At 46.4% G+C, this 19,531-nt stretch carries 21 protein-coding genes and 1 other annotated feature; of the genes, 16 read left to right on the top strand and 5 right to left on the bottom strand.

All coding sequences use genetic code 11. From position 1 onward, the window contains the following. Positions 1-104: 104 nt before the first annotated feature. The 3 genes from AC50YO_RS22935 to mnmL form a co-directional block, all read right to left on the bottom strand. Positions 105-1,079 carry a type I phosphomannose isomerase catalytic subunit gene (locus AC50YO_RS22935; RefSeq protein ID WP_494850625.1) on the bottom strand — a complete coding sequence of 325 codons (975 nt, stop codon included), beginning with the start codon at positions 1,077-1,079 and terminating at the stop codon, positions 105-107. Between the two features lie 170 nt (positions 1,080-1,249). Continuing rightward, a complete protein-coding gene (gene mnmM, locus AC50YO_RS22930) occupies positions 1,250-1,834 on the bottom strand; it encodes a tRNA 5-(aminomethyl)-2-thiouridylate-methyltransferase MnmM (RefSeq protein ID WP_494850623.1) in 585 nt (194 codons plus the stop codon). Beyond that, complete coding sequence (gene mnmL, locus AC50YO_RS22925; protein WP_494850621.1) at positions 1,834-2,793, bottom strand: tRNA modification radical SAM protein MnmL/YtqA; 960 nt, start codon at positions 2,791-2,793, stop codon at positions 1,834-1,836. The genes mnmM and mnmL overlap by 1 nt, the downstream gene beginning before the upstream one ends. 281 nt (positions 2,794-3,074) lie before the next feature. Here mnmL and AC50YO_RS22920 point away from each other — a divergent pair, with 281 nt between their 5' ends. Continuing rightward, a complete protein-coding gene (locus AC50YO_RS22920) occupies positions 3,075-3,281 on the top strand; it encodes a hypothetical protein (RefSeq protein ID WP_494850620.1) in 207 nt (68 codons plus the stop codon). Between the two features lie 153 nt (positions 3,282-3,434). Continuing rightward, positions 3,435-4,196: a tRNA (guanosine(46)-N7)-methyltransferase TrmB gene (gene trmB, locus AC50YO_RS22915; RefSeq protein ID WP_494850618.1), complete on the top strand. Its 762-nt coding sequence runs from the start codon at positions 3,435-3,437 to the stop codon at positions 4,194-4,196. Here trmB and AC50YO_RS22910 read toward each other — a convergent pair whose 3' ends face one another. After that, the gene (locus AC50YO_RS22910) at positions 4,197-4,757 is read right to left on the bottom strand and encodes a phosphatase PAP2 family protein (RefSeq protein ID WP_494850616.1); all 561 of its coding nucleotides are present in this window, start codon (positions 4,755-4,757) and stop codon (positions 4,197-4,199) included. 832 nt (positions 4,758-5,589) lie between these two features. Here AC50YO_RS22910 and AC50YO_RS22905 point away from each other — a divergent pair. From AC50YO_RS22905 to AC50YO_RS22885, 5 genes are all read left to right on the top strand, one after another. Next, the gene (locus AC50YO_RS22905) at positions 5,590-6,828 is read left to right on the top strand and encodes a glycosyltransferase family 2 protein (protein ID WP_494850614.1); all 1,239 of its coding nucleotides are present in this window, start codon (positions 5,590-5,592) and stop codon (positions 6,826-6,828) included. Positions 6,829-6,902: 74 nt separating this feature from the next. Next, positions 6,903-7,060, top strand: a sequence feature (ribosomal protein L20 leader region). Positions 7,061-7,088: 28 nt separating this feature from the next. Continuing rightward, the gene (gene infC / locus AC50YO_RS22900) at positions 7,089-7,604 is read left to right on the top strand and encodes a translation initiation factor IF-3 (RefSeq protein ID WP_494850680.1); all 516 of its coding nucleotides are present in this window, start codon (positions 7,089-7,091) and stop codon (positions 7,602-7,604) included. A 20-nt stretch (positions 7,605-7,624) separates the two neighbouring features. Further along, positions 7,625-7,822, top strand: a complete 198-nt coding sequence (gene rpmI / locus AC50YO_RS22895) for a 50S ribosomal protein L35 (RefSeq protein ID WP_494850612.1) — start codon at positions 7,625-7,627, stop codon at positions 7,820-7,822. A 51-nt stretch (positions 7,823-7,873) separates the two neighbouring features. Beyond that, entirely contained in the window at positions 7,874-8,233 is a 360-nt protein-coding gene (rplT, locus tag AC50YO_RS22890; RefSeq protein ID WP_494850610.1) for a 50S ribosomal protein L20, read from the top strand. 175 nt (positions 8,234-8,408) lie between these two features. Continuing rightward, positions 8,409-8,744, top strand: coding sequence for a hypothetical protein (locus tag AC50YO_RS22885; RefSeq protein ID WP_494850608.1), 336 nt, complete (start codon positions 8,409-8,411; stop codon positions 8,742-8,744). Here the strand turns inward: AC50YO_RS22885 and AC50YO_RS22880 are convergent. After that, positions 8,741-9,211 (bottom strand): GNAT family N-acetyltransferase, encoded by a 471-nt coding sequence (locus AC50YO_RS22880; protein ID WP_494850606.1) that lies wholly within the window; start codon positions 9,209-9,211, stop codon positions 8,741-8,743. The genes AC50YO_RS22885 and AC50YO_RS22880 overlap by 4 nt on opposite strands. A gap of 506 nt (positions 9,212-9,717) precedes the next feature. On the opposite strand from AC50YO_RS22880, the gene ilvB reads away from it, so the two are divergent. From ilvB to AC50YO_RS22835, 9 genes are all read left to right on the top strand, one after another. Continuing rightward, positions 9,718-11,463, top strand: a complete 1,746-nt coding sequence (ilvB, locus tag AC50YO_RS22875) for a biosynthetic-type acetolactate synthase large subunit (protein WP_494850604.1) — start codon at positions 9,718-9,720, stop codon at positions 11,461-11,463. Continuing rightward, on the top strand, positions 11,460-11,942 hold the full coding sequence (gene ilvN / locus AC50YO_RS22870) for an acetolactate synthase small subunit (protein WP_494850602.1): 483 nt from the start codon (positions 11,460-11,462) through the stop codon (positions 11,940-11,942). The genes ilvB and ilvN overlap by 4 nt, the downstream gene beginning before the upstream one ends. A 130-nt stretch (positions 11,943-12,072) precedes the next feature. Further along, on the top strand, positions 12,073-13,065 hold the full coding sequence (gene ilvC / locus AC50YO_RS22865; RefSeq protein WP_494850600.1) for a ketol-acid reductoisomerase: 993 nt from the start codon (positions 12,073-12,075) through the stop codon (positions 13,063-13,065). A 263-nt stretch (positions 13,066-13,328) separates the two neighbouring features. Then, the gene (gene leuB, locus AC50YO_RS22860; protein ID WP_494850598.1) at positions 13,329-14,411 is read left to right on the top strand and encodes a 3-isopropylmalate dehydrogenase; all 1,083 of its coding nucleotides are present in this window, start codon (positions 13,329-13,331) and stop codon (positions 14,409-14,411) included. A 134-nt stretch (positions 14,412-14,545) separates the two neighbouring features. Next, positions 14,546-15,094: a peroxiredoxin gene (locus tag AC50YO_RS22855; protein ID WP_494850596.1), complete on the top strand. Its 549-nt coding sequence runs from the start codon at positions 14,546-14,548 to the stop codon at positions 15,092-15,094. A 169-nt stretch (positions 15,095-15,263) separates the two neighbouring features. Beyond that, the gene (locus AC50YO_RS22850) at positions 15,264-15,680 is read left to right on the top strand and encodes a hypothetical protein (protein ID WP_494850594.1); all 417 of its coding nucleotides are present in this window, start codon (positions 15,264-15,266) and stop codon (positions 15,678-15,680) included. Between the two features lie 165 nt (positions 15,681-15,845). Then, the gene (sigI, locus tag AC50YO_RS22845) at positions 15,846-16,694 is read left to right on the top strand and encodes an RNA polymerase sigma factor SigI (RefSeq protein ID WP_494850592.1); all 849 of its coding nucleotides are present in this window, start codon (positions 15,846-15,848) and stop codon (positions 16,692-16,694) included. After that, the gene (locus AC50YO_RS22840; RefSeq protein ID WP_494850590.1) at positions 16,691-18,001 is read left to right on the top strand and encodes an anti-sigma factor domain-containing protein; all 1,311 of its coding nucleotides are present in this window, start codon (positions 16,691-16,693) and stop codon (positions 17,999-18,001) included. The genes sigI and AC50YO_RS22840 overlap by 4 nt, the downstream gene beginning before the upstream one ends. A 147-nt stretch (positions 18,002-18,148) precedes the next feature. Then, the gene (locus AC50YO_RS22835; protein WP_494850588.1) at positions 18,149-19,528 is read left to right on the top strand and encodes an ATP-binding protein; all 1,380 of its coding nucleotides are present in this window, start codon (positions 18,149-18,151) and stop codon (positions 19,526-19,528) included. Positions 19,529-19,531: the final 3 nt, after the last annotated feature.

Raw genomic sequence — 19,531 nt, 5'->3', positions numbered from 1 at the left:
TAGGCCGGAGCAGATGGCAGCATCTGCTCCGGCCTATTGTCATTTTAACGTTCTACATTGAGCTGATCTGAGTCTGTTTACAGACTCAGATCTTTGTCCTTCCTTCATGAAGGAAGGACGCTTCGCAGCACAGTCATCTTCCCATCCAGTGTATAGCTGCCGAGGCTTGCTGGCAGGAGGAAGCACTCTCCTGCTTTGGCGGTAAGCTGTCCCTCTGCCCATACTAGCGTACCGCTGCCTTCGGCAACGACAAGAATAACAAAGCTGTCTGTTGTAGTGACGTAACTGACAGCGGAGCTTATGATGCCTTTTTCAACAACAAAATAAGGTGAGGATGCTATAGTAAGCCACTCGCCGGGCTTCATGCTGTCCGTATCCATCCGACTGGCTTCCGAGCCCTCGTAGGAGATGACATTGAGCGAATCCTTAATATGAAGCTCTCTTAATTGACCATCAAGCCCGGGACGGTTGTAATCATGCAGCCGATAAGTCGTATCGGAATTTTGCTGAATTTCTGCAACAAGTATGCCGGCACAGAGCGCATGCACGGTGCCAGCGGGAATATAGAAGGAATCCCCGGCTTTTACAGACACCTCTTGCAGCGTATCCATAATGCGGCCCTCTGCAATAGCAGTCTCCATCGCCAGACGATCTATTTGATCCTTTAGTCCGTAAATGATTTTTGCATCCGGCTTTGCCTTGAGAATATACCACATCTCTGTTTTGCCAAGCTCGCCGGGAGGCAGAGCCTCGTAATGATCGTTCGGATGAACCTGTATCGACAGGTCATCATTACAATCAAGCAGCTTAATCAGCAGGGGGAAGCGGCCGTTTTTCTCGGAAAATCCCTTTGCACCGAACCATTCACGGCCGTAAGCTATACGTATTTCGTCCAAGCCTTTGCCGGCAAGCGGACCGTTAAGCACCTTGGTCGTTCCATTGGGATGATCGCCAATCATCCAGCCTTCACCAATAGATCCCTCGGGAAGCTGGAGGCCGAATTGTTCCAGTGCGCGGCCCCCCCAAATCCGTTCTTTCATTTCTGCCCGAAATTGTAAAGGATACGGTTGCACAGTCATTGTTATCTCTCCCATCAAAACTATTTTTGGAGAAAGACCTGTTACGATAGTGGCCCCCTTACAGCAATAAAGAGGCTATTCGCGTTACAGCTACTTGTGAAGTACGTAGGACTACAGGTAGTTATTGCTGCTTCGGCTAGACAGGTTCTTTCTAAGAAAAGAGTGTCAGATCAGCGAAGTCGTTTCTCGATAGCTAGAAGATAAGGGGCTGCCTTCCTTTGAGGCTGGCGGTATAAGACCACTGCATAGGCTGCACCTGGCAATTGAGAAGCCCAATTCTCAACAGCAGTCGCTTCATCCGAGCCTCCAGGATGTCCTGGATACAATACGCAGGTCACAATCGCACCGGGACGAAGGAGGGAGAGTGCAGCATTCAGAGCTGGCAGAGTGGTGCTCGGCTGTGTAATGACATCCTCATCACCGCCTGGCAAATAGCCAAGGTTGAACATAACGGCAGCTACATTCCCGTGAGCCTGCGTGTCGATGAGCTCGGCCATTTGAGCATGATTGCCCAGCACTAGCTTTACATCTGGGAGCTTCCCTTGAAGCTCTAGTGGTGATAGTCGTTCCTGTGTCCGATTCAGCGCTTCCTGCTGGATGTCAAAGGCGTAGACGGTTCCCTTCACGCCAACCAGTTCGCAAAGAGCCAGCGTGTCAACGCCTCCTCCAGCCGTTGCATCAATGACAATATCGCCGGGCAGCGTACGCTCGGCAATCCACTTATGTGCCATACTCAAAACCGATAGAAATCCCATTAGTTCTCCCTCCATAGCTTGCCTTGCCATGTATTCCGCGCCTTAAGCCCATTGTCGATGGCGTTAAGCACTTCCCACTTCTTGAGGCTCCACATTGGACCGATCAGCAGATCGCGCGGAGCATCTCCAGTAAGCCGATGAACAATCATCTCAGGCGGCAGCAATTCGAGTGAGTCCACAATCAGCTTGATGTATTCGTCCTGCTCAAGAAACCGCAGGAGTCCGGCTTCGTATTGCCGAACCATAGGGGTCTTTCGCATAAGGTGCAGCAGATGGATCTTGATGCCCTGTACATCCATATTGGCAACAGCGCGTACGGTATCGAGCATCATCTCATGCGTTTCCTGAGGCAAGCCGTGGATGATATGAGTGCATATGCGAATGCCTCTTGCACGCAATCGTTGTACCGCATCCAAATAGCAGTCCGTATCATGGGCACGGTTAATTAGTTCAGAGGTCGACTCATGGACCGTCTGCAAGCCCATCTCCACCCACAGATAGGTCCTCTCATTAAGCTCTGCCAAATAATCGACGACATCGTCAGGCAGGCAGTCTGGCCGAGTAGCGATCGACAATCCCACTACGCCAGGCTGCTTCAAAATCTCTTCATAATACTCTCGCAGCTCTTCAACTGGTGCATAAGTATTCGTATAAGCTTGGAAATAGCCGATGTATTGCGCTTCGGGCCATTTTTGGTGCTGGCGATCACGGATATGATTGAATTGAGTTACGAGATCATCTCGTCTGCTGCCTGCAAAGTCACCTGAGCCGCGAGCGCTGCAAAAGGTACAGCCTCCCTTGGCAATTGAGCCGTCCCTGTTCGGGCAAGTAAAACCGGCATCAAGCATAACTTTGAATACTTTGCCTCCGAATTGCTCTCTCATCTCGTAGTTCCATGTATGAAATCGTTTATCTCCCCAGAGCTGCGGCTGCTGGGGCGCCTGTTGCAATAAGTTCATTCCGTTCTCCTTCTTAACATAAATTGCCCCCTTTATTTTATCGAAAAACAAGGGGAAATGCCATGACTCAATTTCCAGCTCAGTTGCTTCCTTAGTTCTCATTTTTAATTGGAAATTATTTTAGATGAGACAATAATTAGGCTTGCAATACCTTACATCATCTGTTATATTAAAAGTGCGACAAAACAGCAAAAATACCTTACACGCCTTATTCGTAGCGATTGTTATATTCTGTCGATTAACTGGAAATGCTGTATAATAAATCGATGAGGTGATAAGACATGGATCAATTAACAAAAATCCCGCACGGCAATGACAAAGTAACCGTGGAATTAACCGTAAAAGAATTGATGGCGCTTTCAGGAGTTCGTTTCCCAAATAATCATAGCGTTAAGGTGTCGGCGAGGAAGAAGCTGAACGAAGTGCTTGAAGAGACATACGAGATTGATCAAAACAACCGTCCCATTGATTATCAAACACTGTTTTAAGCTTGGAAAATACAAGTACAGCCGAAGGGGTTAGCCCTTGCGGCTTTTTTTATACGATTCTGGCTCTTTACAATAACGTTGATCTTGGGCAGAATAAGGACTAGCTTAACGTGCAGGCTGCAGCCTGCGAAATGTCGGGGAGGATTATGTACAATGCGTTTAAGAGGTAGAAAAGGAATTCGTGAAAGTCTAGAGGCGCAGCCAGAGCTGGTTATATTGGATGCGGCGCCGCTTAAGGGAAAATGGCGTGAATTTTTTGGCAACGACCGTCCGATTTATGTAGAGCTGGGAATGGGCAAGGGTCGTTTCATAAGTAATATGAGCTTCCGCAACCCGGACATTAATTATATTGGCGTCGATATGTATGATGAACTGATTCGCAGGGCGAGTGACAAGGCAAGGACGATCTGGGAGGAGCGGGACGTGGAGCATCCGCCGAATCTGGCGCTGCTCAGAGCTAATATCGAGCATATCGAGTCGATGTTTGAGCCGGGGGAGATTGAGCGGATCCATTTGAACTTCAGTGATCCATGGCCGAAGGGTAAGCATGCTCGCCGCAGGCTGACGCATCCGCGTTTTCTCGCGAAATACGCTCAGCTGCTGAACGAGCGCGGGGAAATTCATTTCAAGACGGATTCGCAATCTTTGTTTGAGTTCTCTTTGAACAGCTTCACAGAGGTGGAGATGCAGCTGCGAAACATATCCCTTCATCTTCATAAGGATGAACCAAGAGAGGATCTTGTGTTCACGGAATACGAGATGAAGTTTATGGAAAAAGGGCAGCCTATTTATCGGCTGGAAGCCGTGATCGGCGAAGCTGCACTATCCGAGTATCGGACAAGCAAACGGGACAAGGCACTTAAGGAAGCTGCCGAGGCCGAAGCCGAAGTTGATGCGGTGGATGAAGAGCAATAATTAGACCGAGCTTACCCAGCTGTATTCGACTGCTAGTGCTGTAACGGTGCCAACAAACGCGCCTGCTGCTACATCGGAAGGGTAATGAAGGCCTAGGTACATCCTGGACCAAGCAACAGACAGACCGAGAAAGATCGCCACAGGCAATACAACAACGAACCACATGCCGCTTGTCGACACAATCGGAATCAGCCATGCGAAGATTGCTGTCGTATGCCCTGAAGGAAACGAAGAATCGACAAGCGGCTTTCTTCCAGTATTTAATCCCTCAAGCGCTTGATAAGGGCGCAATCTCTTGAACTTGCGTTTCATAATGAAGACAGGAAAATGGCTGATGACTACGGCAACGAAACAATGCCAGCCCGTTGCATTCCAAGGCGATGGCGCAAGCAGTGCGAAAAGCAATGAACTGAGTACCGTAAACGTTGCGCCTCCCATATGAGTTACCGTGCTTAGCCAAGTTCCGAGCCATCGGTGGAATCTTCTTTGTACCCGCCTGCGATTCGCCCAGATGATCAATTGCTGCTCGCGAATTCTCAGCCATCCAATCATTCGTTTCATTTACAACCTCCTACAACTACTTAGAGCCTCGCTTAATTCCAAAACATTATAACCGATCTTATCATGTTTTTGTTCCCTGTACGTAAACAAAATTGTTAATTATCTGTCATAAGGCAATCTGTACACCTCTTCTTTGAGCATTCTTGTATCCTTTTTTATTACAAATTATTTGATCATTATTTGTCGTTTTACAATTTGCAATGGATGGCAAAGATAGAGAAAGGTACATAGAACGATTGTGCCCTCTGCCACTTACTGGAATAGACAACATCGACATGAACCTGCAATTTTTTATAAGGTTGCCGAGCTGTTTTATGTCTTTATACCTGTTTCAAATTCTTATTAATGGGTAATGTTTGCCAAAACCATTATGATCGTGGCGAGCACTTAGTGAGGTGGAGCAGTCTATATACCTAGCAGGGACAAGCAATGAGAGCGAATACGAGCCAATCTGTCACTTAATCGACATCATTGCAAAATGACGATTTTCGCAACTATTTTAGAAATTTTATCGTAAAGAAGGTCAGAAGTGCTAAAAAATCAGCAAATGGATGAAAATAAGGGCAACGCGATGCAAAAGGAGGTCACGTTGCCATTCATCGGGCATGCAAGCGCTTTTCCGACGAGATTAAGCATAATGTAGTCAATTTAAGCTTTTGACAAAGTTGGTCATTGTGTGGAAAATCAGAATGGTCCCCGGACGCTTACAGAGACAAAGCGCCGGTTAAACAAGAGAGAAAATAAATAAAGAGTCTGTCGGTGTCATGTGGGAGTAACCTGCGGCAATCAGAACGGACAATAAAAAAGGGGTCTCAAGGGGGCACTACGCAAGATGGCAAATACTTTAATGATTGTTCTACAAGTGTTTTTAGCGGCAGTTGGTTTGTATCAGTTCACTCTGGCTTTGTTCGGCATCAAGAAGAAAGCTCCAACCAAAACGCATAAACCACAAAAAACGTTCGCAGTTCTTGTTGCGGCTCATAACGAAGAAAAAGTAGTGGGCGCATTGGTTGAGAATCTAAAACGAATGAAATACCCAAAAGAGCTGTACGATATTTTTGTTATTTGTGACAACTGTACGGACGGCACAGCAGATGTTGTAAGAGAAAATGGGGCATATGCCTGTGAGCGATTCAATCCCGAATTGCGGGGCAAAGGCTATGCGATTGAGTGGATGCTCAAAGAATTGTGGAGCATGCCTAAAGAATACGATGCGATTGTTATGTTCGATGCTGATAATTTGGTCAATACTGACTTCCTCAATCTGATGAATGACGACTTATGCGAAGGGCATCAGGTTATACAAGGCTACTTGGATACCAAGAACCCGGACGATTCGTGGGTAACGGCTTCTTATGGCATTACGTACTGGTACTGTAATCGCTTATGGCAGCTTTCTCGTAAAAACCTGAAAATGAGTAACTTTCTAGGCGGCACAGGCATGTGCTTCGATACGAAGCTAATTAAAGAAATGGGATGGGGAGCTACGAGCCTTGTTGAAGATCTGGAGTTCTCTATGCGTTGTGTAAAGCGCGGCATTCACCCCGTTCTGAACTACGAGGCAAAGGTGTATGATGAAAAGCCGGTTTCGTTCAAAGCATCCGCTCGTCAGCGCCTGCGCTGGATGCAAGGGCACTTCACAGTAGCCCGTCACTATTTCTTCCCCCTGCTATGGGATAGCATTAAGGAACGGAATTTCATTAAGTTTGATGCGGCGTTGTATTCTATTTCGGCCTACAATACATTGCTTGCCTTTGTCGGCACGGCGATCATCTGGATCGATTACATCATGCCGGGAACGAATGTGTTCACGTCGATCTATTCATACCTGCCATGGTGGGTGCCAATTGTAGCAATTGGCTTCACGGCAGTTATGTTCCCGCTGGTTATGCTTCTGGAAGGCATCAAGTCATGGAAAATGTATGCACATTTGCTCTCTATGGTTGTGTTCCAGTTGTCTTGGCTGCCGATTACGTTCTATGCTTTCTTTACACAAAACAACAAGACGTGGAGCCATACGCAGCATACTCGGGTCATCCGGCTGGAGGAAGTGCAAAGCAAGCAGCTCTAAATGGATTGGAATATGGGTTGACATCATGGATTTGTCTGTGGTATAGTCATTTAGTAACATTTAGAAAACATACAACGCACAAGAAGAAGCACCCGCTTCTCACCTTTCGGCCATGCTGACTGGTTTGCGATAATCGATTAGCTTATCGAGCCATTTCAGCAGAAATGATGAGAGCGGCATGACTTACGGTTATGGAATGCGGGTTCGTGCGAACCCGCATTTTTTATTTTGTCCAAAGACCTTTATGGAGGTGGCACATTATTAGCAGAGAACATCAAATTAACGATGAAATCCGGGCCAGAGAAGTACGTCTTGTTGGTGCGGAGGGCGAACAAATCGGTATCAAATCGATTCGTGACGCTATGCAGATGGCGATTGACCTAAGCTTGGATCTGGTGAACGTTGCACCGACGGCTAAACCGCCGGTATGCCGGATTATGGACTATGGCAAATTCCGTTACGAGCAGCAGAAGAAAGAAAAAGAAGCTCGTAAAAACCAGAAGATTGTTGATCTCAAAGAAGTATGGTTCCGTGCTAACATTGACGAGCATGACTACCAAACTAAATTCCGGAACGTAGTTAAGTTTCTGGGTGAGGGTGACAAGGTTAAAGCTTCCGTTCGTTTCCGTGGTCGTGAAATTGCCCATGCGTCGATCGGTCAGAAGATTCTGGATCGTCTCGCACAAGAGGTTGCCGAAATATGCAGCGTAGAACGCGCTCCTAAGCTGGAAGGCCGGAGCATGATTATGATTTTGGCACCAAAAACTAACGCATAAATTAAGGGAGGATAAACGACATGCCTAAAATGAAAACACACAGCAGTCTGAAAGATCGTTTCAAAATTACTGGTACTGGTAAAGTGAAACGTTATAAAGCTTACAGAAACCACTTGCTTTCCGGTAAATCCGGACGTCAAAAACGCGTACTTGCTGGCCAACCGCTTATGGCTGCTGGCGACGTTCGTCGCTTGAAGCAGGGTCTTGGCAACATTTAATTCACTCATTTGATCGAATAAAAAGAAAACACCTACAGGAGGTTTCCACTCATGGCTAGAGTTAAAGGCGGCTTTGTCCGCGCTCGTCGTCGCAAAAGAATTTTGAAGTTGGCTAAAGGTTATTTCGGTTCGAAACATCGTCTGTTTAAAACAGCGAAGGAGCAAGTTGGTAAGTCCCTTATGTACGCTTACCGCGACCGTCGCAACAAAAAACGTGACTTCCGCAGACTGTGGATCGTTCGTATTAACGCGGCTGCTCGTCTAAACGGCTTGTCTTACAACAAATTCATGCACGGCCTGAAGCTTGCTGGCGTTGAAGTAAACCGCAAAATGCTTGCTGAATTGGCTGTTAACGATATTAATTCGTTCAACTCCCTTGCTGGCGTTGCAAAAGAAAAAATTAACGCTTAGCATTTGCTATGCGTATTAGATAGAGGCTGTCCCCTTAAGGGGACAGCCTCTTTTGCTGTTATCCTATTCAATATTTCTAGTAAGTATAGTTCAATCTATCAGGAGGGACAAACAAACAAGCGAAGTATTCTATTCTCGCATAAGCTGTAAGACAACGAGAAAGGAGGAAACTAACATGGGTACTATTTCCAAGCAACAAGCGAGGAAACTGATCGGCAAATCTATCTATGCAGTTCGCAAAGATGGCTCTATGGTCACAGGCAAGCTTGTTCGGATACAGAACAATAGGCTGGTTCTGGAGCCACTCAAGAAATCCAAGGGGAAGACTGCGCAGACGAAAGCGTTCATCTTGCCGCTTGTTTTGTTTGATTTACTTGCTATAGGTACGATTCCATTCTGGGGCGGCGGCTTTGGCGGCGGCTACGGCGGTGGAGGCGGTTGCTGTAATAATGGCGGCGGCTATGGTGGTGGTTATGGCGGCGGTTACGGCGGTGGATATAACGGCTACTAATCGTTAAGGGCAGGCTGCGCTAAGGGGAGCGGTTTAATCATTTCATAGCATTTCAGCTCAGGATAATATCGAGTGATATGATAGCCAAGGCGGGTATAGAAGTGAAGCGCCTTTCTATTAATTTCGTCCACGAATAGCCTTGCTGCTATGCATTGATGGGCTTGGCCGTAGCCCTCGCAGCTTGCCATAAGCTGCTTGCCCCAATTGCGATTGCGATGATGAGGATGAATGACGAGCATGTCGAGATAGAGGATGTTGCCGGTTATTTCAAAATGGATAAAGCCGTAGGGCTCACTGGTCTTTCCTGCTGAAGCGACGTAGGTATTGCCCCAGCGGAATCGCTTGGGCAGCTCACGTATAACCTGGGCGTCCAGCGGGTGTACGGAGTGGGAAAGCGGCAGAAGCTCGGTCTGAATGAGCCGAAGAATTTCTGTGTCATCTGTCTTTGGATTCCGTGCTCGTATCATCGTTATCATTCCCAACTGCATAATTTATTGATTATAGGCTATGTTAGTATATGGGATAGGTGGAGCGAATGCTCCGAATATTTTTTGTTATGCTGTGTGCGGTTTGTTCTTGACTATCGAAGGATGACGGCATATAATGAAAACAATCTTATTCAAAAATATGTAATCGGCAATGATGAGGACGAAGTGTTAAGGGCTCTTTTGAACAGAGAGCAGACGGACTAGCTGCAACCGTCGCCAAAATCCCTTTTTACGAGCTCACCTCGGAGCTGTTCTCCTGAAAAGCAACAGACGTTGCGCATTAGGGAGAATCGTGGGGCACGCGTTATTGTGCCAAAGGTATGGACGTCTTATTTGCGCGCATACCTATAGAGGTTATACATCGCAAGATGTGTAACGAATCTGGGTGGTACCACGGAAGTTCAACCTTTCGTCCCTCGACGCTTCTATTTGAAGTGTTTGAGGGATGGAAGGTTTTTTTGTTGTTTTCGAGAGGAGGATGACTAATGGTGACGCAAGGTGCAGCATTGAAGTCAAAACAAGAGTTGATGGAAAAGCTTAGTAAGCCAGAGGTAATAACAGGTTCAGAAATTCTGCTTCGCAGTTTGGTACTCGAAGGTGTTGATTGTGTGTTCGGCTATCCGGGCGGCGCAGTATTATACATTTACGATGCGATGCATGGATTCTCCGATTTCAATCACGTGCTTACAAGGCACGAACAGGGTGCTATTCATGCGGCTGACGGTTATGCTCGGGCAAGCGGCAAGGTTGGCGTATGTATTGCGACATCCGGTCCGGGTGCTACGAATCTGGTAACAGGAATCGCAACGGCCTATATGGATTCGGTACCGCTAGTTGTCATTACAGGCAACGTTATATCGAGCCTGATTGGAAGCGATGCTTTCCAGGAAGCAGATATTACAGGAATTACTATGCCAATTACGAAGCATAGCTACTTGGTACGTGATGTTGAAGATTTGCCGCGTGTCATTCATGAAGCTTTCCACATTGCCAATACGGGCCGTAAAGGTCCTGTATTGATTGATATACCAAAGGACGTATCGGCCAATAAAACATTGTTTAAGCCAGTTACAGAGGTTAGCATTCGCGGATATAACCCGACAATGTCGCCAAATAAGCTGCAAGTAGACAGACTAATCAAGGCTATTGAGCAAGCAGAGCGTCCGCTCATTCTTGCAGGCGGAGGCGTAGTTTACTCCGGTGCTCATGAAGAGCTGCTTGAGTTCGTAACGAAGACGGATATTCCGATTACAACGACCCTGCTTGGCCTAGGGGCATTCCCTAGCGGGAATGATCTGTGGCTTGGAATGCCGGGTATGCACGGCACGTATACGGCGAACAAGTCGATTCAAAGCGCGGACCTGCTTATTAACATCGGAGCACGCTTTGATGATCGCGTAACAGGCAAGCTCTCAGGCTTTGCTCCGCATGCGAAGATCGTTCATATTGATATTGACCCTGCAGAGATCGGCAAGAATGTTCCAACAGACATTCCGATCGTTGGAGATGTTAAGACGGTGCTTGAGCTGGTCAATCAACAAGCCAAGCGTGCAGACAAAGCAGATGAATGGCGTGCGAAGCTGCAAGAGTCCAAAGTGCAATATCCATTCAGCTATACAGATTCTGAAGTGGAATTGAAACCGCAATGGGTTGTTGAGCTGATTCATGAGACAACGAATGGCGATGCAATCGTAACGACAGACGTTGGCCAGCATCAGATGTGGGCAGCCCAATACTACAAATTCAATAAACCGCGTTCATGGGTAACTTCAGGTGGACTTGGTACGATGGGCTTCGGATTCCCTTCAGCAATTGGTGCTCAGATGGCTAATCCGGATCGTGTAGTTGTATCTATTAATGGCGATGGCGGCATGCAGATGTGTGCACAGGAGCTCGCGATTTGCGCGATCAACAATATTCCTGTTAAAGTTGCTATTATTAACAATCAAGTGCTCGGCATGGTTCGCCAATGGCAAGAGCTTATCTATGATAATCGCTATAGCCATATCGACCTGGCCGGCAGTCCTGACTTTGTTAAGCTGTCCGAAGCTTACGGCGTGAAGGGCTTCCGTGCTACAAACAAAGAAGAAGCTCGCACGGCATGGGAAGAAGCGCTTCGTCATCCAGGTCCTGCGGTCGTTGAATTTGTGGTTCGCAAAGGGGAGAACGTGTACCCGATGGTAGCACAAGGAAGCACGATCGACGAAATGATCATGGGGGATGCAGAATGAAAAAACACACGATCGCAGTAATTGTAAATGATCAGCCCGGCGTTCTGCAGCGTGTCTCCGGCTTGTTCGGACGCCGCGGCTTCAATATTGAGAGCATTACGGTAGGCGCAAGTGAAGAAAAAGGTCTTTCTCGTATGGTCATCGTCTCTACTGGCGATGATCACACGTTGGAGCAAATAACGAAACAGCTGTACAAGCTGATTGATGTCATTAAAGTTATTGATCTCAGCGCTAACCCGTTGGTAGGACGCGAGCTTGCTTTAATCAAGGTGAGCGCAGAGCCATCCTCTCGTCCAGAAATTCTTGGTGTAGTGGAAACATTCCGTGCAGCAGTTGTCGATATCGGCACTCATACTCTTATGGTTCAAGTTGTCGGTGATACCGAGAAAATTGATGCAATGATAGAGCTGCTCGCTCCTTACGGCATTCGCGAGTTGTCTCGCACAGGTGTTACTGCGCTTAACCGCGGTAATAAATAATTATTTAAATAAGATAACATCCCGTTTTGAACGGGAGTTTAAGGGGAGAACCGCTTGTCTTTCCTACCCTGGCTCTTCTCTGCTTAAACACCCGTTCAAAAGGGTTAAATTAAAGGAGGCAATTATTATCATGGCAGTTACAATGTATTATGAAAAAGACGCAGACCAAAACGTACTTCAAGGTAAAACAATCGCAGTAATCGGTTACGGCAGCCAAGGCCACGCGCAAGCGCAAAACCTTCGCGACAGCGGTCTTAAAGTTGTTATCGGTCTTCGCCCAGGTAAATCCGCAGATGTAGCTAAGAAAGACGGTTTCGAAGTATTGACTGTTGCTGAAGCTACTAAACTGGCTGACGTTGTTCAAATCTTGCTGCCTGACGAAACTCAAGCAAAAGTATATGCTGAAGAAATCGAACCGAACCTCAAAAAAGGCGCGGCTCTGATGTTCTCCCACGGCTTCAACATTCACTACGGCCAAATCGTGCCTAGCAAAGATACAGATATTTTCCTGGTAGCACCTAAATCCCCTGGTCACATGGTTCGCCGTACTTACGAAGAAGGTTTTGGCGTACCTGGTTTGATCGCAATCCACCAAGATGCTTCCGGCAACGCAAAAGCAATTGGTCTGGCTTATGCAAAAGGTATCGGCTGTACACGTGCAGGCGTTATCGAAACTTCCTTCAAGGAAGAGACAGAAACAGACTTGTTCGGTGAGCAAGCTGTATTGTGCGGCGGTGCTTCGGCACTGGTTAAAGCAGGCTTCGAAACATTGGTTGAAGCTGGCTACGCTCCAGAAATGGCTTACTTCGAGTGCTTGCACGAGCTGAAGCTGATCGTTGACCTGATGTATGAAGGCGGTCTTGCTACAATGCGTGACTCGATCTCCAACACAGCTGAGTATGGCGACTATGTAACTGGTCCTCGTATCGTTACAGAAGAAACTAAAAAAGAAATGAAACGCGTTCTAGAAGATATCCAATCCGGCCGCTTCGCTCGCGATTTCATCTTGGAGAACCAATCGAACCGTGCTATGCTGACGGCTACTCGCCGTAACGAAGCTGCTCATCCGATCGAGCAAACAGGCAAACAGCTTCGTGAATTGATGCACTGGATCAAGAAGTAAGAATAATACTTACTATATATTTTTCCCGGTTCACCAGTTTAATCTAGCAGTTCTTCAGAAAGCCCGAAAGGGCTTTTTGTTGTATTAGGATACTTTTGTGATTGAGGGCAGAGCGTCTGGAAGCCAGCCTTGAATAAGCTTATAAGTAATTCCTATAAAGATGATAGATTTTATATCTTGGTTTTCATAGGCGAAATGTGGTACAAATGATAATAGTGTGAGAATAGCATTCAGTGCTTACTATAAAGGAGTGTACAACTATTATGTCAGAAGTGAAAAAAATCGCTGTCATCGCAGGCGACGGTATCGGTCCAGAGGTCGTTGGCGAAGCGCTTAAAGTATTGAAGAAAACAGAGGAACTGTTCGGCTATCAATTCGAGACCGAGCACGGCTTGTTCGGCGGTATTGCCATTGATGAGAAAGGTACACCGCTTCCGCAAGAAACGCTTGATCTGTGCAAAAAAGCAGATGCTGTATTGCTGGGCGCTGTTGGCGGTCCAAAATGGGATAATAATTCCAAGGAGCTTCGCCCCGAGACTGGCTTGCTCGGCATTCGCAAAGAGCTTGGCTTGTTCTCCAACATTCGTCCGGCTACTGTATTTGATTGCTTGAAGGAAGCTTCGACATTGAAGCCGGAAGTGCTTGAAGGCACGGACCTGATCGTTGTTCGTGAATTGACAGGCGGCATCTACTTCGGTGAGAAATTCCGCCGTGAAGGTGAGAATGGCGAAGAAGCGGTTGATACTTGCGTATACAACGTGAAAGAGGTTGAGCGCATCGTTCGCCAAGGCTTCGAGATTGCCATGACTCGCAGCAAGCGCCTTGCTTCTGTAGATAAAGCAAATGTACTTGAGACATCCCGCCTATGGCGTGAAGTTGTTAATCGGATTGCCCCAGAATACCCAGAGGTTGAGCTGGAGCATGTACTTGTAGACAATTGCGCAATGCAATTGCTTCGCCGTCCTTCGAGCTTCGACGTTATCGTTACAGAAAATATGTTCGGCGACATTTTGAGTGATGAAGCGGCTATGCTTACAGGCTCGATCGGTATGCTATCCTCCGCATCGCTTGGAGAAGGAGCTTTTGGCTTGTACGAGCCGGTACACGGTTCGGCACCTGATATTGCTGGACAAGGCATCTCGAACCCGATTGCAACGATTTTGTCAGTTGCTCTTATGTTCCGCCTGACATTCGGCTATCATGAAGCGGCTCAAATCATTGAAGATGCGGTTAAGGAAGTCCTTGACGCAGGTCACCGTACAGGTGATATTGCAGTTGATAAGAGCAAAGCGATCGGTACAACAGCAATGGGCGATCTGATCGTTGCCGCTATGAAAAAAGCATAATTATACTCGTTATTAATAAATAATAATTACAATATTGACATAATTATTATTTAATGGTAATATTTACGAAATGAATCTCAGCAGCACGAGCGACATTATTGAATTATTCATATATTCTAAGGAGGTTTTCTATTATGGCAGAGCGTTTGGTAGGCCGTCCGGCTCCGGATTTTACAATGGACACGGCAACAGGTGATGGTAAGGATTTCGGTACAGCATCTCTTGCAGATTACAAAGGCAAATGGTTGGTGCTTTTCTTCTACCCATTGGACTTCACTTTCGTATGCCCGACAGAAATTACAGCCTTGAGCTTGGCTGCTGAGCAATTCGCAGCGCTTAACACAGAAGTTCTGGGTGTGAGCGTAGATAGCAAACATAGCCACCGTGCATGGATTAACACGCCGGTTAATGATAATGGCCTAGGCCAATTGAGCTTCCCTCTGGCTGCTGATATCACGAAGAACGTTGCTCGTGATTACGGCGTCCTGATCGAAGAAGAAGGTATCGCGCTTCGTGGTTTGTACATCATCGACCCACAAGGCGAAGTGAAATATCAAGTTGTTAACCATAACGATGTAGGTCGTAGTGTTGACGAGACTCTTCGTGTATTGCAAGCTTTGCAATCCGGCGGTCTATGCCCAATGAACTGGAAACCAGGCCAACAAAATCTGGTAGCGAAATAAGCGATTTACGATAAAGAGAAGAGCCCGTGCCGAATATGGTACGGGCTTTTGTTTACTTGAAATAGACAAGTGATCGTCAAATCTGCTTGAAAAGCAGGAATTTCAACCGTCTTGAGCGAATAGGTTAAGGCAGTAGCTATTTGGGAGGCATTAAAGGAGGGAGTCGTCGATGAGCTTTTGCTGTGGAGCTAGTATGATTGGCACAAAGGGCACTCTGAAGCATGTTCGGACGCACATACATAATGTGCCGATCCTATTCTGTCCAGTGTGTAATCGTGTTGAAATTCATTATCTTGTTGAGAATGAGTATGAAATATTGGCTGAATTTGCACACGGAGACGGCGCCGCCGAAGTTGATTTCCAAGAATATGTAGAGCAAGAAGGCAAAGCCTTGTTCGAGAATTGCGTGAATCATGAGAATGAAGATCCGATGGTTATTGTAATGAATCAAATCGATATGTCTCTAGATTTGCTGAGCTTCGCTAAGCAGATTGAAGATGTAGAGTGGCAGGATGAATTGAAAAAGCGTCTAGGCACATTAAGCGGCAGGCGTAATAAATTACGGCAGCGGCGAACATCTGTCTAAGGGCTATGAATGATTGATAGAGGGGTTATTATTCACTGCGAAGCGACTTTGTCGTCCTTTTCATAAGGATGGGAAGGTCGTTTCTGTTTGCTGCCCAAGAAGAAGGGCATGAACTGAGTTCATCCGATAAATTATTTACCGCATACCCCCAAAACTGGTGAACAGATGACGAAACATATACGTAGAGAGGTGGAGCGGTTGTTACTCTTATTGTTCAAACGTTTTTTACGGAAGTCTTCTTCCAAAAAAAACGTATCGACTGAACAGAAATTAGCTCCCGAACAAATAATAGAGCAAATTATGCAGGGCGATGAGCTGCTTCGGGAGCGGTTCATTACGGATTATCAGCCGTATGTCGCCAAGGTGACCAGCAAATTTTGCAAACGATATGTAGATCCCTCCAGAGATGATGAATTCAGTATCGCGCTGACCGCATTTAATGAGGCGATCAATCAATTTTCCTCCGAATCCGGCAGGTCTTTTCTGAGCTTCGCAGAAACGGTTATACGAAGACGGCTTATTGATTATGTACGCAAGGAGCAGCGCCATTCTACCTCGGTACCCTACAGTGCTTATGACGTAGAGGATGAGGACAATATGCTCTATAATCCGCTTGAAACGAAGCGAGCGCTGCAAGCTTATGATGTATTGCGCGAGGCGGATGACAGAAGGAATGAGATCGGTGAATATAGCTTGGAATTAGAGAGGTTCGGCATTTCATTCCGTGACTTGGCGGACCAGTCGCCCAAGCATGCGGATTCAAGAAAATTATTGCTGGGCATAGCGGGTACGTTAGTTGACAATGAGAGGCTGCTTGAACCATTTCTTCTGACAGGCAAGCTTCCGGTAAAGGATCTGACAGAGCTATGCGGCGTTTCGCGTAAAACAGTGGAGCGTAACCGAAAATATATTATTGCGATTGCTTTTATACTAAATGGTACATATCCCTATTTGCTTGATTATTTAAATTTACCTATACAATCTAACGATGCGAGTAAGGAGGCTGGATTATGAATCGCGGGGTCGTGATGCAAGTGAATAAGAAAGATGCTGTTGTCATGACTGCCGATGGCAGATTCATAACCGTTCCCTTGCCTGACAACGTACAGGTTGGAGAAGAAATTATATTTGAGGCTGAGAAGATAGCGGCCCGCCCATCAAGACGCTCCTACTACTGGTACGGAGGCGCTGCGGCTGCAATTCTGTTGTTCCTTCTTCCCTTCTTTTTGGTCCTTCAAAGCAATGATCATCCGGTCGTAGCTTATGTGAGCATGGATATTAATCCGAGCATTGAGATTGGCGTGGACCAGAATAATAAGGTTCGGACGCTGGATGCTTGGAATGCAGATGGCCAAGCGATTATTGCTGATCTTGCCTATGAGGGAAAACCGGTAGAGAAGGTCACAGCAGCGATTATGAAGAAAGTCGCAACTGCACATTATTTGGACAGCAAGGATAAGGACATTGTCATTACAAGCATGCTGCTCGACGCTAACGGACCTGCCAAGTATGAGCAGGTGTTGTCTGCTAAGGTAGATCAGGCGATTGAGCAATTGCTCGTTGAGCTGGCTTTTGATCAGACAACGAATGTGACGACATTGTCGATTCCGGCAGAGCTTCGTGAAGAGGCTGTAGTAAATGGGATATCCTCAGGGAAGATGGCTGTCTATTTGATGGCTAAGGATGAGGGCTATGTGATTGAAATGGAGAAGCTGAAGCAGCAATCACTGGATAAGATAACGGAGCCTGCTGGCGGTGTAAAGACAATAGTAGAGAAATCGAGCAACTCCAGTAAAGAGCAGCTGAAGGAGCTTGTCAACAAGGAGAAGCAAGACAAGGAGAAGCTGAATCAGGGCAAGGAGATTCCAAAGCAGCCAAGCGATAAGAAGAGCAGCTCGGAGGTTAAAAATCCGGCAAGTCCTAATAAGCCCGTTATAGCACCGAATGGGGGCAAGGATGATAATCGGGGGAAGGAAAAAGATAAGCAAAAGCCGAATTCTCCCAAAAAGCCGATTAAGCCTAAAGAACCAAATAAATGGAACGGAAATAAAAATAAGAACGACGATGAGACCAACAAAGGGAAAGAAGATAAAGACGGGGATTGGGATCACGGGAAGCGTGAGGACAACGACCGCGGAAATAATCATAACCGCAATGACGATGAAGATGATGATGACGATGACGATCGAAATAGCAGCTATAATCGCGGCAGCCGCGGCAATAAGGGACATCGTGATGAGGATTGGAATCATCGTAATAATGACCGAAACCGGGAGCATCAGCATAGAAATGACAGAGGATGGAGCAGGAAAGAAGATTAATAGAGAGGAAGACCGACTCTTTCGCCCAATTACTTGTTGTTTTTCCATTATTCGACAAACTCTCCGATTGACTCTATGGAGCACTGATTCTATCATTATAAAGAATGAGCGTTGTTGTCCATAGATGCTGCCGGGGAGGGATACATGATGCAGGCAATTCGAAAGCGCTATTTCCCGGCGCTTGCCGAATATGTACGGAGTGGTAAGGAAGCATCCTTATATAAGGCATCTGAGTTAGGCAGAAATTTGACTGGCATACACCCTGAAGAAGTGATTGCTGCTCACGAGGAATGCATGCAGACCTTGGTTGCTAACGTAGATTCAGATGAAGCCATTGCCCTCTATAATCGATCATTTTTATTCCTGATTGAAGTAATGGTCAGCTACCGGTTTCATATCCTCTCAGACAAATCAACCGAGCAGAAGTTTACGGAAATGCGTGAAATGCTGTTTCATTCCAACCGATCTTTTGAAATGGTTAAGAATAAGTATGAGAATGTATTGCAGCATATGGACAGCGGCATTGCATTATTCGATGGTGAAGGTATTTTATCTTTTGTAAATGTTCGTATGGCGAAGCTGCTCGATATTCCGCGGAAGACGCTCGTTGGCTGCAACCTGCGTGAGATTCTGCTGCATAAGCAGTTGAATTCTACGACGAAGCGAGTCATTCTGCGTTTGTACAAAGAAATGTTCTTGCGGCGCAGCGGTTATTATGAGTTCCAAGACAAAGAAGGCAAGCATCTGCTGGTTACGGTTACGTATGGTGATCAATTAGATGGGGATTTTCTGTTCAGTGTGAAGGATGTCTCGGAGTATAAGCAGATTGAACAGACCGCCCTGCAGAATGATAAGCTGGCGATGCTCGGCCGGATCGCAGCGGCTATCGCACATGAAATCAGGAATCCGCTTACTTCGATTCGAGGATTTATTCAGCTCCTTAGGCCTTATCTGATGCAGCTTGGCAAAGAGGAATATGCACGTATTATTCTGGCTGAGATTGACCGTGCCAATGACATCATTTATGAGTTTTTGAATTCGTCCAAGCCGTCGGCCCCTATGAAGAAATCGGTATCGATTAACCATCTTATTCAAGAGGTTGTCTTGCTTACGGAGAGCGAGGCTCTGATGAGGAATTGCCATATTCAGACCGAAGCGTATGATCAGGACACCGATGTGATGGTATCTATTGATGTGAAGCAGATTAAGCAAGTCATATTGAATATTGTCAAGAATGCGCTGGATGCCATCGAGGAGATTAATCATGAGCGAAGAGGGCTTATTGATCTGGTGACTCGCTCAGATGGACAGTTCGCCGAGATTACGATCAGAGATAACGGCAAAGGGATGGATAAAGCAACGCTTGCGAGACTATTCGATCCGTTCTTCACGACCAAAGAAGCAGGCACTGGATTAGGATTATCTGTAAGTTATCGGATCATTCGCAATCACAGCGGGTCGATCAGTGTGGATAGTGTAGATGGAAGCGGAACATCATTCGTTATTTATTTGCCATTAACCGAATAAACC

Source organism: Paenibacillus sp. J22P59, from assembly GCF_059383895.1.
The sequence above is the reverse complement of the archived record's forward strand: the minus strand, read 5'-3'. Positions and strand labels throughout refer to the sequence as shown.

What these genes read in the sequence shown, in the direction of transcription:
- AC50YO_RS22935 (WP_494850625.1), bottom strand. Translation starts at nt 1,079, where the DNA reads ATGACTGTGCAACCGTATCCTTTACAATTTCGGGCAGAAATGAAAGAA.
- mnmM (WP_494850623.1), bottom strand. Translation starts at nt 1,834, where the DNA reads ATGGGATTTCTATCGGTTTTGAGTATGGCACATAAGTGGATTGCCGAG.
- mnmL (WP_494850621.1), bottom strand. Translation starts at nt 2,793, where the DNA reads ATGAACTTATTGCAACAGGCGCCCCAGCAGCCGCAGCTCTGGGGAGAT.
- AC50YO_RS22920 (WP_494850620.1), top strand. Translation starts at nt 3,075, where the DNA reads ATGGATCAATTAACAAAAATCCCGCACGGCAATGACAAAGTAACCGTG.
- trmB (WP_494850618.1), top strand. Translation starts at nt 3,435, where the DNA reads ATGCGTTTAAGAGGTAGAAAAGGAATTCGTGAAAGTCTAGAGGCGCAG.
- AC50YO_RS22910 (WP_494850616.1), bottom strand. Translation starts at nt 4,757, where the DNA reads ATGAAACGAATGATTGGATGGCTGAGAATTCGCGAGCAGCAATTGATC.
- AC50YO_RS22905 (WP_494850614.1), top strand. Translation starts at nt 5,590, where the DNA reads ATGGCAAATACTTTAATGATTGTTCTACAAGTGTTTTTAGCGGCAGTT.
- rpmI (WP_494850612.1), top strand. Translation starts at nt 7,625, where the DNA reads ATGCCTAAAATGAAAACACACAGCAGTCTGAAAGATCGTTTCAAAATT.
- rplT (WP_494850610.1), top strand. Translation starts at nt 7,874, where the DNA reads ATGGCTAGAGTTAAAGGCGGCTTTGTCCGCGCTCGTCGTCGCAAAAGA.
- AC50YO_RS22885 (WP_494850608.1), top strand. Translation starts at nt 8,409, where the DNA reads ATGGGTACTATTTCCAAGCAACAAGCGAGGAAACTGATCGGCAAATCT.
- AC50YO_RS22880 (WP_494850606.1), bottom strand. Translation starts at nt 9,211, where the DNA reads ATGATACGAGCACGGAATCCAAAGACAGATGACACAGAAATTCTTCGG.
- ilvB (WP_494850604.1), top strand. Translation starts at nt 9,718, where the DNA reads ATGGTGACGCAAGGTGCAGCATTGAAGTCAAAACAAGAGTTGATGGAA.
- ilvN (WP_494850602.1), top strand. Translation starts at nt 11,460, where the DNA reads ATGAAAAAACACACGATCGCAGTAATTGTAAATGATCAGCCCGGCGTT.
- ilvC (WP_494850600.1), top strand. Translation starts at nt 12,073, where the DNA reads ATGGCAGTTACAATGTATTATGAAAAAGACGCAGACCAAAACGTACTT.
- leuB (WP_494850598.1), top strand. Translation starts at nt 13,329, where the DNA reads ATGTCAGAAGTGAAAAAAATCGCTGTCATCGCAGGCGACGGTATCGGT.
- AC50YO_RS22855 (WP_494850596.1), top strand. Translation starts at nt 14,546, where the DNA reads ATGGCAGAGCGTTTGGTAGGCCGTCCGGCTCCGGATTTTACAATGGAC.
- AC50YO_RS22850 (WP_494850594.1), top strand. Translation starts at nt 15,264, where the DNA reads ATGAGCTTTTGCTGTGGAGCTAGTATGATTGGCACAAAGGGCACTCTG.
- sigI (WP_494850592.1), top strand. Translation starts at nt 15,846, where the DNA reads ATGACGAAACATATACGTAGAGAGGTGGAGCGGTTGTTACTCTTATTG.
- AC50YO_RS22840 (WP_494850590.1), top strand. Translation starts at nt 16,691, where the DNA reads ATGAATCGCGGGGTCGTGATGCAAGTGAATAAGAAAGATGCTGTTGTC.
- AC50YO_RS22835 (WP_494850588.1), top strand. Translation starts at nt 18,149, where the DNA reads ATGCAGGCAATTCGAAAGCGCTATTTCCCGGCGCTTGCCGAATATGTA.